The sequence below is a fragment of the Bacillus sp. JJ1474 genome (assembly GCF_036965225.1).
Lineage (GTDB): Bacteria > Bacillota > Bacilli > Bacillales > Cytobacillaceae > Cytobacillus.
Window position 1 is genome coordinate 1 of sequence record NZ_JBALPC010000044.1, and the last position, 16,510, is coordinate 16,510.

At 38.9% G+C, this 16,510-nt stretch carries 11 protein-coding genes; 10 read left to right on the forward strand and 1 reads right to left on the reverse strand.

What is annotated here, in order from left to right; translation table 11 throughout:
- From V7164_RS06865 to V7164_RS06905, 9 genes are all read left to right on the forward strand, one after another.
- On the forward strand, positions 1-843 hold an 843-nt coding region (locus V7164_RS06865), incomplete at its 5' end, for a branched-chain amino acid ABC transporter permease (RefSeq protein ID WP_335353739.1).
- Between the two features lie 12 nt (positions 844-855).
- Complete coding sequence (locus tag V7164_RS06870) at positions 856-1,794, forward strand: branched-chain amino acid ABC transporter permease (RefSeq protein ID WP_335353740.1); 939 nt, start codon at positions 856-858, stop codon at positions 1,792-1,794.
- The gene (locus V7164_RS06875) at positions 1,781-2,548 is read left to right on the forward strand and encodes an ABC transporter ATP-binding protein (RefSeq protein ID WP_335353741.1); all 768 of its coding nucleotides are present in this window, start codon (positions 1,781-1,783) and stop codon (positions 2,546-2,548) included. Before V7164_RS06870 ends, V7164_RS06875 begins: the two co-directional genes overlap by 14 nt.
- The gene (locus V7164_RS06880; protein WP_335353742.1) at positions 2,549-3,253 is read left to right on the forward strand and encodes an ABC transporter ATP-binding protein; all 705 of its coding nucleotides are present in this window, start codon (positions 2,549-2,551) and stop codon (positions 3,251-3,253) included.
- 467 nt (positions 3,254-3,720) lie between these two features.
- Positions 3,721-5,442 carry a urocanate hydratase gene (gene hutU, locus V7164_RS06885; protein ID WP_335353743.1) on the forward strand — a complete coding sequence of 574 codons (1,722 nt, stop codon included), beginning with the start codon at positions 3,721-3,723 and terminating at the stop codon, positions 5,440-5,442.
- 111 nt (positions 5,443-5,553) lie between these two features.
- The gene (hutI, locus tag V7164_RS06890; RefSeq protein ID WP_335353744.1) at positions 5,554-6,801 is read left to right on the forward strand and encodes an imidazolonepropionase; all 1,248 of its coding nucleotides are present in this window, start codon (positions 5,554-5,556) and stop codon (positions 6,799-6,801) included.
- A 225-nt stretch (positions 6,802-7,026) separates the two neighbouring features.
- On the forward strand, positions 7,027-8,193 hold the full coding sequence (locus V7164_RS06895) for a M20/M25/M40 family metallo-hydrolase (RefSeq protein ID WP_335346275.1): 1,167 nt from the start codon (positions 7,027-7,029) through the stop codon (positions 8,191-8,193).
- Between the two features lie 293 nt (positions 8,194-8,486).
- Positions 8,487-10,007 carry a histidine ammonia-lyase gene (hutH, locus tag V7164_RS06900; protein ID WP_335353745.1) on the forward strand — a complete coding sequence of 507 codons (1,521 nt, stop codon included), beginning with the start codon at positions 8,487-8,489 and terminating at the stop codon, positions 10,005-10,007.
- 152 nt (positions 10,008-10,159) lie between these two features.
- Positions 10,160-12,349 (forward strand): DNA topoisomerase III, encoded by a 2,190-nt coding sequence (locus V7164_RS06905; RefSeq protein ID WP_335353746.1) that lies wholly within the window; start codon positions 10,160-10,162, stop codon positions 12,347-12,349.
- Positions 12,350-12,531: 182 nt separating this feature from the next.
- Here the strand turns inward: V7164_RS06905 and V7164_RS06910 are convergent, their stop codons facing one another.
- Entirely contained in the window at positions 12,532-14,508 is a 1,977-nt protein-coding gene (locus V7164_RS06910) for a LysM peptidoglycan-binding domain-containing protein (RefSeq protein ID WP_335353747.1), read from the reverse strand.
- Positions 14,509-14,944: 436 nt separating this feature from the next.
- Between V7164_RS06910 and hutH (V7164_RS06915) the strand changes: the two genes are divergently transcribed.
- Positions 14,945-16,438: a histidine ammonia-lyase gene (gene hutH / locus V7164_RS06915; protein ID WP_335353748.1), complete on the forward strand. Its 1,494-nt coding sequence runs from the start codon at positions 14,945-14,947 to the stop codon at positions 16,436-16,438.
- Positions 16,439-16,510 lie beyond the last annotated feature (72 nt).

Here is a 16,510-nt window from a genome sequence, read left to right on the forward strand (position 1 = left end):
TTTGTATATGTATTAATAGCGCTTGGGCTAACAATGGTATACGGAGTTTTAAAAGTTTTGCACTTTGCCCACGGTGTTATATATATGGTCGGAGCCTTCTCGGCTATGGTAGGAATTTTATATCTAAATCTTTCTTTTATTACCGCTTTGATATTTGCCTTAGTAATTTCCGGACTGGTTGGTGTAGGGATTGAAAAGTATGCTTATAGACCTCTTAAAGATGTCCATCCAATTACGGTTCTAATAAGTGGTGTAGGAATAGCTATATTACTTCAAAATTTGTTTCAAATTATTTTTACATCTGATTCTCATGCCTTTCCAAAAACAAATATTGCCGTACATAGTATTGATATTTTTGGGATTGCGTCATTAACGAATATTAAACTTTATATGATCATAATCGGACTTATTGTTTTAGCTTTGCTTTACCTCTTCTTGAATTTCACCAAAATAGGAATAGCTATTAAAGCAGTTTCTCAGGATCGAAAGGCAGCTGCATTAATGGGTATAAATGTTAATAGAATTGTCATGGTTACCTTTCTACTTGGTTCTATGTTAGCGGCTTTAGCTGGCATAATAACAGCGTTAAATTATAATTCACTATCGCCAGCTATGGGGGATATTCCCGGATTAAAAGCTTTCTGTGTTGTTGTACTAGGTGGTTTAGGTTCAATTCCTGGAACAGTCTTAGGTGGATTAATATTGGGAATAGCAGAGGCATTAAGTACAGGATATTTAGAAGGGATGCCTATTGATACGAATGCCATCGCTTTTATATTGCTGGTTGCTATTTTACTAATAAAACCTTCAGGAATATTCGGAAAGAATATAGAAAAAGTGTAGGTGATATCATTGTTGGATTTCATTAACCCATATTACGTAGATATTTTAATATTTTTAGTGATTAATATTCTTTTAGGCCTAGGATTGAATTTAACAACTGGGTTTGCAGGACAAGTTTCTTTGGGACACGCAGCATTCTATGGAATTGGCGCATACACATCAGCTATATTATCTGCTAATTATGGTGTGAATGTTTGGATATCCATGCTAATTGCTGTTGTAGTAACCTTCTTATTAGGTGCACTTTTAGGACTGCCAAGTTTGCGTTTAAGGGATGATTTTCTCGCAATTACAACATTGGGCTTGGGACTTGTTGCACACTCATTCTTTAATAATTCCAAAATTACAGGAGGGGCATATGGAATAAATTCTATACCCGCCCCTAACTTTTTTGGTATAGAGGTGGAGAATGTAGGATATCTCGTTTTGGTTGTAATTGCATTAATCGCAGCCATCTATATCATGAGGAAAATAACACGGTCTAGAATTGGGAGAGCTTGGGTGACTATAAGAGAAGATGAAACTGTAGCTCAATCGATGGGAATCAATACCATGTATTATAAAGTATTAGCCTTTGCAATCGGAGCAGCCTTTGCAGGAGTTGCAGGAGCCTTATTTGCTCATAAAATTTACTTTGTAAATGCTGACTCTTTTACGTTTACAACATCAGCAACTATCCTAAGTATGATAGTAATTGGTGGATTGGGTAGTATAAGGGGAACTTTATTAGGTGTGACACTTTTATACACAATACCGGAACTATTTCATATTTTTGATGTAGGAAACATTTTGAACTTAAATTATTTAGATAATTATAAAATGATTCTTTATGGATTACTTATGGTTTTAGTTATGAGATATAGTCCTAAAGGTTTGATAGACATAAAAAATATTAAAATTAGAAATTTAAAACCAGCTGTGAAAAGTGGTGATCAGAATGTTGGAAGTTAAAAATGTATCAAAGTTTTTTGGTGGAATAACAGCTATAAATAATGTAAGTCTGAAGGTACAAAAAGATGAAATTTTTGGTTTGATTGGACCAAATGGTGCAGGTAAAACAACATTGTTTAATATGTTAACAGGAATTTATACTCCTAATAATGGTGAAATAGTATTTGAAGATACTATGATTCAAAAGTTAAAACCATTTCAAATAGCAAGATTAGGAGTTTCAAGGACATTCCAGAATATAAGGTTATTAGGTAATGAGACTGTTGCAGAAAATGTAAAGATAGGAATGTTTCGAAAGACAAAGTCGGGTTTAGTTTCTGCTATATTGAATAGCAAATTTCAACGGACAGAAGAGACATTTGTTGAAGAAAAAGTTAAACAAACATTGATGGAGGTTGGTTTAGAAAAGTATATGGATTTAAATGCAGGTAATTTATCTTATGGAAATCAGCGTAAGGTAGAGATAGCCCGTGCACTTGTATCTGATCCAAAGCTTATTTTATTAGATGAACCATGTGCAGGTATGAATGATACTGAGGTAGAAGAAATTAATTTATTGGTAAAAAGAATACGTGACAATGGGACAACAGTGATTATTATCGAACATAACGTCCCGATGCTAGTAGGATTGTGTGATAATATGGCTGTATTAAATCACGGTGAGAAAATTGCTGATGGTTCTCCTGAACAAGTTACTTCCGATAGTGCTGTAGTAAAAGCCTACATAGGAAGTGAAGAAGAGGAAGTGATTTAATTGCTAACAATAAAAAATCTAAATGTCTTTTATAACCAAATTCATGCAGTAAAAGATCTCAATTTGGAGTTAAATAAAGGAGAAATAGTAACATTAATGGGATCTAATGGTGCTGGAAAGTCTTCAAGTTTAAATGCGATTTCTGGATTAATAAAATCCTCAGGTTCAATACTTTTTAATGGTGATGAAATAAATAAATTAAGTCCGGATCAAATTGTAAAAAAAGGAATAGTAATGGTTCCAGAGGGTCGAAGGATTTTCCCGAAATTAACTGTTTTGGAAAACCTGCTATTAGGGGCATATACAAGAAACGTTACAAATAATGTAAAAGCAAATGAATTAGAAGAGATATTTGAATTGTTTCCTAGACTTGAAGAGAGAAAAAGACAATTAGGTGGTACTATGAGTGGCGGGGAACAGCAAATGTTAGCAATAGGCAGAGCATTAATGGGTAAACCAAAAGTTTTAATGCTCGATGAACCGTCAATGGGGTTAGCGCCAATCGTTGTAAAAGATATTTATGAAACGATTAAGAAAATTAAAGGTCAAGGTCTAACAATTTTATTAGTTGAACAAAATGCAAAAAAAGCATTATCTGTTGCTGATAGGGCATATATTATAGAAAATGGACAAATTAAATATCATGATAAGGCACGAAATTTATTAGAACAGGATGTTATTCAAAAGGCCTATCTCGGTGGCTAAATATTGTTCTTTTACTTATAAACTCAAAGAAAGTGCCTGAAGGTGTGTCGGCACTTTTCAAATCACCAATGTTTGTTACATGCATTACATTATTCGAGCAAGATTGAAAGAAATCACTAATTATCTGTATTATGCACTCATCCTGACGGGCGTGGGTGCATTTTTCTTTTATAATCTGCATGCAAATTATATCTGCATCCTCTGATTGAAATTGCTTTTAGATATTTAGGAGTTTCATATCGAATTTTTCGCAAAATAGTGCAAAATACATCTGCGATTTATTCAAGGAAACGCATTTGAAATTGAAAAGAAATGAAAGAATTATAGATTTGTAAACCAGAAAAATAGGAAAAAACAAAAATAAATACGTTAAATCAGAAAAATTCAGCTAGTTTTACTAACTTGGCACAATACTTGCAAAATAATTAAATAAGAATTTAATTAATTTAGTATTGGAGGAATTATTCATGTCACAACCAGAAATCTTATATTCCGTTAAAGCTCAAAGAGGACCAGAGCTTCGCTGTAAAGGGTGGAGACAAGAGTCCATTCTAAGAATGCTAGAAAATAATATGGAAAATGCGGAAAAACCAGAAGAGCTAGTCATCTATGGCGGAATCGGGAAAGCCGCCCGTAACTGGGAATCTTACCATGCGATTGTAAAGTCTTTAAAAGAGCTTGAAGATGATGAAACACTAGTTGTTCAATCTGGTATGCCAGTTGCGGTATTCAAAACTCATAAATATGCGCCTACAGTTGTTATGGCGACAACTAACATTATGAAAGCTGATTGGCCTACTTTCTATGATCTACAGGATAAAAACTTAACGATGTATGCGAACTACACAGCAGCTCCATGGGAGTATATCGGTACACAAGGTGTTATCCAAGGTACTTTCGAAACTTTATCGGCAATCGCACGCCTTCATTACAATGATTCACTTGTTGGAAAAATCCTTTTAACAGCTGGGGCTGGCGGAATGGGCGGAAACCAAACGAGAGCGATGACGATGCATGGTGGAGTAGCGATTCTATGTGACTCAAACGTAGAAATCATTAAGCGCCGTATTGAAAAGAAATTTATTGATGTTTTAGCCGATTCATTGGATGATGCGATTGCAATGGCTAAGCAAGCGGCTGCTGAAGGTAAGCCACTTGGTATCGCGGTAGTTGGAAACGCCGCAGATATTTTCGAAGAGGTTCTTGAAAAAGGGTGGCTGCCAGACATCTCAACTTCTATGACACCAGGCCACGATCCAATTTCTTATTTACCAGCTGGCTACACAGTAGAAGAAGCAGAAAAGCTTCGTGATACAGATCGTACCCTTTACTTAGAAAAAGCTCGCGAAACGATGATCCGTGAATTGAAAGCGCTAATCAAATTTATGGACTTAGGCGTTCACTCCTTTGAATACGGTACAAGTCACCGTAAAGAATGTGTCGATGCCGGTTTTGATCCGAAGGAAGCGAAACGTCTTCCAGGTTTCGTAGCGGAATACATTCGTCCATTGTTCTGCGAAGGCCGCGGACCTTTCCGTTGGGTATGCTTATCTGGAGACCCAGAAGATTTAAGAAAAATTGATGAAATGATTTTAGAAAAATTTGCAGATGACTACCTAGTAACTCGCTGGATCAAGCTTGCGATGAAGCATATTCCAATTGAAGCACTTCCAGCTCGTATTTGTTATATGGGCTTTGGTCAGAGAAAAGCATTTGCATTGGAAGTAAACGATATGATCCGCCGCGGCGAGCTTTCTGGTCCGGTTGCATTCTCTCGTGACAACTTGGACTCAGGTTCTATCGTGAACCCAACATTTGAATCTGAAAACATGAAGGATGGCTCTGACCTAATTTCTGACTGGCCGGTATTGAACGGTCTGTTGAATGCAGTGGGTATGTGTGACTTAATCGCTCTTCAAGCGAACTACTCAATGGGTGAAGCCGTTCACACTGGTGTAACAATGATCGCAGATGGAACAGATGAGTCTGATATGAGACTTGAAGTAGCGATGACAGTTGACTCTGGAATTGGGGTTGTCCGCCATGCACAGGCTGGCTATGAAATCGCACAAGATGTTGCGAACGGAAAAGGAAAACTTACAAAGGAAAGCATCAAAATCCCACTATGGTGGTCTCCAAAAGCAACATTTGGACCGAAGGATTTAGAAAAAGAAGATGTAAAGGCTTAATCATTTTTTCAAATTATTAGGTGGCTCATAGGATTATTCCCTTTTGAGCCCCCATTCTTTTTAGAAGAGTCAAAATTACAGCTGGTTTGACTAAAAGGAGGTTTTTGCGAAGTGTCTGAAACGAAGGTCAAGTTAAAAGTGGACATTGTGATCAGCAATGCATCTGAAGTCATTACATGTATCGGTGAGGGTATGGAGGAAATTGGTATCCTGACTGATGCATGGATTGCGATTAAGGACGAAAAAATTGTTGGAGTTGGAACAGAGGCAGAGGTAAAAAGTAATTTTGATTTGGGAGAGTCCTCTAATATTGATGCAACAGGTAAGGTGGTCGCTCCAGGCTTTGTTGACTCGCATACTCATTTAGTTTTCTATGGAACGCGGGTGGAAGAATATGCTGCTAAACTAACTGGAAAACCCGAAAAACTCCAGCAGCTAAGCATTACAACAGGTCCGAGCAGAACAGTAGAACTTACACGAAATGAACCAGAAGAGACATTATTCCAGCAATCGAAAAAACGTGTGATGACAATGCTTGAGCATGGCATTACAACTATTGAAAGCAAAAGCGGCTACGGACTGACAACAGATAGTGAGATAAAAATTTTAGAGGTAGGCAGAAGGCTGGATCAAGAAACTCCGCTCGATGTGTTAAATACATTTTTAGGTGCACATGGATTTCCAGAAAATCTGACGAAAAGTGAGTATTTGGATGTCATCATCAATGAAATGATCCCTAAAGTCGGAGAACAGGGACTCGCGGAATTCTGTGATGTTTGGTGTGATGAAGGCTATTTTACGGCCGAAGAATCTGAATTAATCCTTAAAGCAGGACTAAAATATGGAATGAAGCCAAAAATTCATGCGGATGCATATTCTTATATCGGCGGTTCTGATTTAGCAGCGGAAATGAAAATGGTTTCGATTGACCATTTAAATTATACACCAGTTGAAGTCATGGAAAAGCTAGCTGAAGCTAAAGTAACGGGAGTGCTAATGCCAGCTTTGGATTTTGCTGTTAACCATAAACAGCCATTCGATGCACGCCAAATGCTAGACAAAGGAATGGAAATTGCACTTGCGACAGACCTTTGCCCGGCTTGTTATACAGAGTCCATGCAGTTTGTAATAAATCTTGCATGCCGATTATATAAATTCTCTGTTGAAGAGGCGATTAAAGCTGCTACATATGGCGGAGCGAGGGCACTTGATTTAGATGATCGTGGCGTGATTCAGGAAGGAAAACTAGCAGACCTGCAAATTTGGGATGTCCCAACCTATAAGCATATTGCTTACGAGCTTGGAACAAATATCGTTGAAACGGTCATTAAAAAAGGAAAAGTCGTCGTTAGCCGCTAGTTAATAGATATTTGAAAATCCATAGGAAAAATGTCGCACTTTTCATAAACCATCAGTCTTTAAAGGACATACAATCGATGGAATCACCGAACCATGTCCTTTAATCATGATTTAAAGGACATAAAACCTACGAGATCTTCAAACTATGTCCTTTAATCACGAGATCAAAAAGTAAGTCTATTAAAATATGGTGACGCGTGCAGAGCAAATGGGAGGGTTTCAATTATGACAACAAAACATACATCCAGTGCAGCCGAATATGTAAATGGGGAAAGATTGCAGGAGCTATTTCTAGAATTAGCAAAAATTAATGGTCCTAGCACAAAGGAACAGCTTGTTGCAGATTATTTGATTAGGGCATTGCCAGAACTAGGCTTTACGTTAGAGTTCGATGAGGCACACAAAAATTTTGATGGCGAGGTTGGCAACCTTGTCGCCTGGCACGAAGGTACAGATCCATCTATTCCGCCATTATTCTTCTCCACGCATATGGATACAGTTTTGCCAACAGAAGGGCTTAAGCCGGTAATAAAAGATGGAGTAATCCATTCTGATGGAACAACTATTTTAGGAGCTGACGATCGTGCAGCTCTTGCAGCCTATTTGGAGGCAATGAGAGCCATTATTGAAGGCGGTATTCCACATGGGCCAATCGAATTTATTTTAACTGTTAATGAGCAGCCAGGATTAGTTGGTGCCAGTTATATGGATTACTCGAAAGCAAAGAGTAAAACAGGCTATATTTTCGACAGCAGCGGGGATGTAGGTCAAATTATTCTAAAAGGACCTTATAGCTCCCGGATCTGGATGGAAGTAGAAGGAAATGCTGCACATATTGCCCTCAATGCTGAAGAGGGAAATAGTGCGTTTCTTATAGCTGCTGAAGGTTTAACTAACATGAAGTTAGGCACGATTGATGATGAGACACTGGCGAATATAGGAATAATTAAAGGTGGAGAACTGACTTCCATCATTCCCGGAAGTGTAACGGTTGCCGGGGAAGTTCGCAGCTTTTCAAAGGAAAAGCTGGATCAGCAGCTAGATCATATGGCTGAAGCAATGAAACGAGCAGCAGAGGAAAAAGGCGGAAAAGTAAATGTGAAAATTGAAAAGAAATACAGTGGATTTGATATCCCTGAAAACGATATTCTCGTAAGAAATGCAGAAGAAGCTGCAAGAAATATTCATGTAAAGCCATATTTAACAGAAACACTCGGCGGGGCAGACACAAATGTTCTGAATGAAAATGGACTAACATGCTTAACGCTTGGTTTAGGCTTCCAAAATATTCATTCTTTCAGAGAATGCATCAGCATTGAAAACTTAGTTAATACTGGCAGACTAACAGCAGCTTTAATTGAACAATGGTATAAAAATCATATAGAAAAATAGGTTAAGAGCCTTAGGGATCTATGATAGATACTTACATTTGTGGCAGTCGTTGTGGCATTAATCATGTAATTACAATTTGGCTAGGTTTTTCTTAATGCGTTAGCTGAGTTTATTTTCATGTTTGCGGGCAGAATTATGACGCTAGGCGAAGGGGAGCAGATTGTCCACACATGTGTACCAATGTTCATTCATTACAATACCTAATTTTTATATTTGGTGTCTTGTTCGTAATAGTTTTATAATACTTTATAGAGTCTGAATTTTTAGTATTTAAATTGAGGAGTGGACAACTTATGAGCAACAGTGGAATTGCAGGATTAGATGTAGTAGAACTTGATGGAGTCACATTAGATCGACATAAGGTAGAAAAGATTGTTAGAGGTTCTGCAAAAGTATCAATCCCAGAGGAAAACCGCCTAAAGGTCCGCGCCAGCCGGAACCGCATTGAAAAGCAGCTTAATGACGGAAAAATTCTTTACGGTGTGAACACAGGATTTGGGAAGCTAAGTGATATTGAAATTGAGAAAGATGATATAGAGAAATTACAATTAAATTTATTAAGAGCAGATGCTGTAGGTGTTGGTGAACCTCTTCCTACTCCTGTTGTAAGAGCCATGATGACATTGCGTGCCAATGCTTTACTGCGCGGATTTTCTGGAATTAGAGAAGAAACTGTTCAGCTGCTTGTGGATATGATCAATGAAGGTGTGCATCCCATCGTGCCAAGCAAAGGCTCAGTTGGAGCTAGCGGTGATTTAGCGCCACTTTCTCATATCGCAATCGTATTAGTAGGTGAAGGGAAGGCAGAATACAAGGGTGAGATTCTTCCTGGGGGAGAGGCTTTAGAACGAGCAGGATTGAAGGCGGTTTCCCTTCAAGCGAAGGAAGGCCTCGCATTAATCAATGGAACACAATGTATGTCCGGGGTTGGAGTTGTTGCTCTTAACGAGGCAGAGAGACTCGGTTTGGCAGCAGATATGGCAGCGTGCTTAACGATGGAAGCCCTCCATGGTGTCATTTCTGCTTTTGATAGTGAACTACTCGCTGTACGTCCACATCCTGAGCTTGAGTTCGTTGCTTCACGGATGAGAAAGTGGCTAGAAGGCAGTGAACGGATTACACGTCAAGGAGAAATCCGCATTCAAGATGCTTACTCTATCCGCTGCATCCCGCAAGTACATGGTGCTTCATGGCAAGCCTTTAATTATGTGGATGAGCGCTTAAGAGTTGAAATGAATTCCACAACGGACAATCCGATTGTGTTAGAAAGCGGAGAAGTCATTTCAGGTGGTCATTTCCACGGTCAGCCAATTGCACTTTCAATGGACTTCCTAAAGGTTGCCGCAGCAGAGTGGGCAAATATTTCAGAACGCAGAACGGAAAGACTAGTAAATCCGCAATTGAGCGGTTTATCTCCTTTCCTAGCACCAGATCCAGGTTTAGAATGTGGCTTGATGGTGGCTCAATATGCAGCAGCAGCCTTAGTATCTGAAAATAAAGTACTAGCTCACCCAGCAAGTGTTGACTCCATTCCAACATCTGCAAACCAAGAGGACCATGTGAGCATGGGTACAATTGGTTCACGTCAAGCAAGGGAAATCATTCATAATTCTGCTAGAGTCATAGCAATTGAAATGATTTGTGCTTCCCAAGCCATTTATTTAGAAAAAGCAGAAAGCCAGCTAGCTCCTGCTACTAGAGAATATTTAGAAAAAGTAAGGGCCATTTGCCCGCCGTTAGAAAGCGACCGTGCTATTTCGGATCAAATGGAAGAATTGGCTCAGTTTATTTTGAGAGCAGATGTATTGAAGTAATGAATATGGAGAAGTTGTCGATTAATCGACAACTTCTTTTTCATTGTTTTGGAGGATGTGCAAGCCAATACGGTACTTATACAATGAATTATTCAGAAAAACTGTCTGTATGTTATATTTAACATACGGAATTTGAAAGGATGTTTTTTAAAATGGCAAAATGTGTTGTAATTGCAGAAAAACCTTCTGTTGCACGTGATATTGCACGTGTGCTGAAGTGTAATAAAAAAGGAAATGGATTTCTGGAAGGCGATAAATATATCGTTACATGGGCATTGGGACACCTAGTCACACTTGCTGATCCAGAAGCCTATGATGTGAAATATAAAACATGGAATTTAGAAGATCTGCCTATGCTTCCTGAGCGGATGAAATTGACAGTTATTAAGCAGACTGGAAAGCAATTTCAAGCTGTAAAAAGCCAGCTGACTAGAAAGGATGTCAATGAAATCATCATTGCTACAGACGCTGGAAGAGAGGGAGAATTAGTCGCGCGCTGGATAATCGATAAAGTAAAGGATAATAAACCGATTAAACGGCTATGGATTTCATCTGTTACAGATAAAGCGATAAAAGACGGTTTTGCTAATTTGAAGCCGGGTAAGGCTTATGAGAATTTATATGCATCTGCTGTCGCACGTTCAGAAGCTGACTGGTATATCGGTCTTAATGCAACGCGCGCCTTAACAACTAGATTCAATGCCCAGCTAAACTGCGGCCGTGTTCAAACACCTACTGTTGCCATCATTGCAGCTCGTGAGGATGAAATTAAAGATTTCAAAGCACAAACCTATTACGGCATCGAAGCCCAAACGACAGACCAATTAAAACTGACTTGGCAAGATGCAAAAGGGAATAGCCGCAGCTTTGATAAAGAGAAAATGGATGGGATTGTAGGGAAATTAGGCAAACAAAATGCAATAGTAACAGAAATTGAAAAAAAGCCGAAGAAATCATTCTCACCAGGTCTATATGACTTAACGGAATTACAGCGTGATGCGAATAAAATTTTTGGCTACTCTGCAAAGGAAACATTAAACATTATGCAAAAGCTGTATGAGCAGCATAAGGTTTTAACGTATCCTAGAACGGATTCACGTTTTATCTCTTCGGATATTGTCGGGACGCTTCCAGAACGATTAAAGGCTTGTGGAGCAGGAGAATATCGATCATTAGCTCATAAGATTTTAAGCAAACCGATTAAAACTTCGAAAGCATTTGTGGATGACAGCAAGGTATCTGATCACCATGCCATCATTCCAACAGAAAGCTATGTAAACTTCTCAGCCTTCAATGATAAAGAACGGAAAATTTATGACTTAGTTGTAAAGCGGTTTTTGGCGGTCCTTTTTCCGGCATTTGAATACGAACAACTTACGCTTCGTGCGAAAATCGGCGAGGAAAACTTTGTAGCCAGAGGAAAAACAATTTTATCAGCAGGCTGGAAAGAAGTATACGAAAACCGCTACGATGATGAAGAAGCTGTAGATGATTTAAAAGAACAAATTTTACCCCGCATCGAAAAAGGCGATACATTAAACGTAAAACTAATCGCACAAACGTCTGGTCAAACAAAACCACCTGCGCGCTTTAATGAGGCGACATTACTTTCGGCAATGGAAAATCCAGCGAAGTATATGGATACGCAGAATAAGAAATTGGCAGATACATTAAAATCAACAGGCGGATTAGGAACAGTTGCAACACGGGCTGACATTATTGATAAGTTATTTAACTCATTCCTGATTGAAAAGCGTGATAAGGACATTCATCTTACTTCAAAGGGCCGTCAACTGCTGGATCTAGTTCCTGATGAACTGAAATCCCCTGCTTTGACAGCAGAATGGGAGCAAAAACTTGAGCAAATTGCCCATGGCAAGCTGAAAAAAGATGTATTTATCAGCGAAATGAAAAACTACACAAAAGAAATCGTTACTGAAATTAAAGCTAGCAATAAAAAATACAAGCACGACAACATTTCCACAAAATCCTGTCCAGACTGTGGAAAACCGATGCTTGAAGTAAACGGCAAAAAAGGCAAAATGCTCGTATGCCAAGACCGAGAATGTGGACATCGTAAAAATGTTTCACGTGTTACGAACGCCCGCTGCCCGCAATGCCACAAAAAACTTGAGCTGCGCGGCGAAGGTGATGGTCAAATCTTCGTATGTAAATGTGGATATCGAGAAAAATTATCTGCTTTCGAGGCACGCCGCAAAAAAGAATCAAAAGGCAAAGTGGATAAACGTACTGTCCAAAAGTATTTGAAAAACCAGCAAAAAGATGAAGAACCATTGAATAATGCACTGGCGGAAGCATTAAAAGGGTTAAAATTTGATTAATCTTGTTTTGAAATAAGGTTATATTGCTGCAAATTTTTAAAAAGAATGATTCAATTGAATATAGAAAGAGCGTGTTTCGATTTTTTCAAAACACGCTCTTTCTTTTTTATTCGTTGTTTATAGTAAAAAAAATGATTAAACACTATGCCAAAGGCACTGTCATCCCTTTGTTAAGCGGATCTCTATCTTATTATAAGCTTTTGCCCGATTTCAAGGTATTTTGCTGGGTCAAGCTGGTTAGCTTTAACGATTGTATCCACAGATGTACTATATTTTTGAGCTATTTTCCACAGAGTATCCCCAGACTGTACAGTATGAATAACGGGCTCAATAACTGGAGATTTTACTGGAATTTCCAAAGATTGACCGATAAATAAATGCTTTGCAGGATCGAGCTTGTTTGCTGCAACAATCGCATCAATTGTAGTTCCAAACTTTTGGGAAATCTTCCATAAAGTATCCCCTGATTGTACCTTGTAAGTAGTTGATGGCTGTGGAGAAGGACTAGCCACTGGAATAACTAGTTTCTGTCCGATTGAAAGATAATGATTCGGGTCAAGCTTATTGGCTACAACGATTGATTGAGCAGTAACATTGTATTTCTGAGTAATTTTCCAGAGCGTATCACCGGATTGTACGATATGAATCGTCTGCTCAGACGGCGGAACCGGTTCTGGCGTCACGTTTGGAACCTTTAATGTCTGCCCCACGGATAAATACTTATTCGGATCTAATTGGTTTAATTTGATGATTTCTGCAACGGTTGTTTTGTGTTTCTCAGCAACTTTCCATAATGTATCGCCTGACTGTACTATATAGTCCGTCGTATTTTGCTGGGAAGGTGACTCGGAAACAAATTCAACATCGTTCACATTGATTCTTCCAGATACACCTTCTTTTACTAGTACCTCATATTGATTATTTACAATGGTTTCAGAAAGAAGCGGGAAGATGTCGCCTTTTTGCGCTATATAGCCTTGTCCCATTGGATCAATAGACATATTTGCTTTTTCGCTGATGACACGAACATTTTTTTGCGGTTGCAAAATTTTAAACTCATAGCCGCCTTCAACTCTCAAAATTGAATTAGGGAAGGAAATATAACCTAAATTTGCACCTTCAATGACTAGCAATTTAATGGTAAAATTCCCGTTCGGAACTTTCCCGCCCATCATGTCAGTTCCATCCCAGTTAAAAGTATGCACACCTGGTTGTAGAGCCTGTTCGGTCATTACATTTTTCACATGTGCACCTGCGGCATTTGCAATATAGACGGAAACTTTTGCAGGTTCAGTAAGAGTAAATTGGCCTTCTGCTAAATCATTTACGCCGTCGCCATCAGGTGTGATTACGGAATTTTTAAATGAGGCCTGAGTAACTAATTCCTTCAATCTCCATTGAGGAATATCATAATCGCCGTCTTTAATAGTAATGATTCCAGTTTTTTCAGAACGCTGTTTCGTTTCAGGATTATTGTAGGCTGTTTCGATAGTCTTAAAAACAACATTATATTCACCATCAGCTACAATTCTGCCGGACTTATCTGTGCCGTTCCAAATGAAAGTTTGACTGCTAGGTGTTAGCTTCATTTTATTGCCTGCAAAAATTTCGTCTCCATTCTTCTGAATGCTGAGCTGAACTTCTGCTGGGCGGTTAAGATTATATTGAATTTGTACTGCTTCAGAAGATTTCCCGTATTTAGGTGAAAAATCACTTGGACTGATAGAAACTTGATCAAACAGCGGTTTCGGATTAGGTTCTGATACAACGATTAATTTTCCAAGCGGGTATCCGACCATTTGGTTTAAATCTCTATCCGACAAGTTCGCTTTAATCTGGTATTCTCCTGCCGGCAGTGGTTCCTTCTTCAGATCGTCCCATGGAACCCAGTCGATCTTGTGAGTTGTTTTGTACTCAAATGAAGAGAGATTAATTGTTGCTTGGCGACCATTCCCTTCTACCCTTAGGTATCCGCGTGTTGGCTCATTCGTTTTCAAGTCAACTGTTACATAACCAGGAACACTTCTGCCTTGAAATGCAACTGTATTTGACGAGAGATTAAAAGAAACCACTTCTGCTTGTGCAGAGGCAAACTGTGGCATTGTTGCAGCAGCAATGATGAAAAGTATGGAAAAAATTCTGAATATTGTTTTTGTCACTCTCGTTGCTCCTTCTTTCTTTAAAATATATTACAACGTTTATATTAATCTGCTTTTTAAAACCTCATCAATGTAATAATATTTCCATATCAGGGAATCCAGTTAGAGGGATAATAAATCTGTCACCGTATTCCTTTACTACACTAACAATCTAACAATTTAATTTGTTAAAATTTGTAAATTATTCGTTGACATACCCCTCTTGCTGAACATACAATTAGTTATATTCGCAAAATTTTTGAAATGGGAATGATCATGATGATGCGTAATAGGAAATTATTTTTTACATTCGATAAAAAGGCTGTATTTCAAACGCTTGTTTGAAGTACAGCCTTTTCTTTATCTCACTAATGTACTGAGGAGGAGAAAAATGGTTGTTTTATCTGATAAGACTTTAACATTAAAGGAAGTTAACAACGAACCGAGGAGGAAGGACATGGTAATTTTAACAGGAAACACTTTAACTTTAGAGGAAGCAAGAAGGGTTATATTTGAAAAGGAAAAGGTAGAGCCATCGAAAGAAAGTATGGTTGCCGTCAAGGAAAGTCATGATGCTGTGAAGCGGATTGTGGAGGAAGAAAAAGTGATTTATGGAATCACTACAGGATTTGGAAAGTTTAGTGATGTGCTTATTGATCAGAAGGATGTAAAGGATCTGCAGCTTAATCTGATTCGTTCACATGCCTGTGGAGTTGGAGAGCCATTTCCTGAGTCTGTCTCACGTGCCATGCTCCTATTTAGAGCAAATGCATTGTTAAAAGGCTTTTCAGGAGCAAGACCCGTTGTTATTGAAAGATTGCTCGAGCTTGTGAACAGAGAAATCCACCCGGTTATTCCACAGCAAGGATCCTTAGGGGCAAGCGGGGACTTAGCGCCGCTTTCTCATTTAGCTTTAGTGCTCGTTGGAGAAGGAGAGGTTTTTTACAAAGGGGAAAGAAGACCTGCACTGGAGGTTCTGATGGAAGAAGGCTTGGAGCCGTTAACATTGGAAGCGAAGGAAGGCTTGGCTCTCATTAATGGAACACAGGCAATGACTGCCATGGGCGTTGTTGCATATTTAGAAGCGGAAAGGCTTGCCTACCAAAGTGAATTAATTGCAGCTGTTACGATGGAAGGATTAAATGGGATTATTGATGCCTTCGATGAAAAAATTCATTTAGCTAGAGGATACAAACAGCAGGTAGAGACAGCTAGGAGAATGAGAGAATATTTATCAGGCAGCGGGCTTATCACGAAGCAAGGGGAAATTCGTGTTCAGGATGCTTATTCCATTCGTTGCATTCCACAGGTTCACGGGGCCTCATGGCAAGCATTAGACTATGTGAAAGAGAAGCTTGAGATTGAAATGAATGCAGCAACAGATAATCCGCTTATTTTTGACCAAGGGGAAAATATCTTTTCAGGTGGTAATTTCCATGGTCAGCCGATCGCCCTTGCCATGGATTTTATGAAAATTGCGGTTGCAGAGCTTGCAAACATTTCAGAACGAAGAATTGAGCGTTTAGTAAATCCGCAGCTGAATGACTTGCCGCCGTTTTTAAGCCCGGAACCAGGACTTCAATCAGGTGCGATGATTCTTCAATATTGTGCGGCTGCTTTAGTTTCTGAAAATAAAACCTTAGCTCATCCTGCTAGTGTTGACTCGATTCCATCTTCTGCGAACCAAGAAGATCACGTCAGCATGGGAACGATTGCTGCGAGACATGCGTATCAAATTATTCAAAACGTGAACAATGTACTTGCGATTGAGTTGATTTGTGCACTACAGGCAGCGGAATTCAAGGGATATGAAAAAATGGGAGAGAAAACCAAGTCGTTCTATTTAGAAGCGAGAAAAATTGTTCCGTCTATTACAAAGGATCGAATCTTCGCAAAGGATACAACTGCTTGTGCTGCATGGCTCAAGGAATTTGACATGAACTGTCTGTAGGATTTAAATTGTGGAGGGTTGCTGACTGGGAAACCAGGTTTAGTGGACAGGTTTTTGGAAAAAGTGAAAAAG

Bases quoted from the DNA above. Each gene is read 5' to 3' on its own strand.
- V7164_RS06875 (WP_335353741.1), top strand. From the start codon at position 1,781: ATGTTGGAAGTTAAAAATGTATCAAAGTTTTTTGGTGGAATAACAGCT.
- hutU (WP_335353743.1), top strand. From the start codon at position 3,721: ATGTCACAACCAGAAATCTTATATTCCGTTAAAGCTCAAAGAGGACCA.
- V7164_RS06895 (WP_335346275.1), top strand. From the start codon at position 7,027: ATGACAACAAAACATACATCCAGTGCAGCCGAATATGTAAATGGGGAA.
- hutH (WP_335353745.1), top strand. From the start codon at position 8,487: ATGAGCAACAGTGGAATTGCAGGATTAGATGTAGTAGAACTTGATGGA.
- V7164_RS06905 (WP_335353746.1), top strand. From the start codon at position 10,160: ATGGCAAAATGTGTTGTAATTGCAGAAAAACCTTCTGTTGCACGTGAT.
- hutH (WP_335353748.1), top strand. From the start codon at position 14,945: ATGGTAATTTTAACAGGAAACACTTTAACTTTAGAGGAAGCAAGAAGG.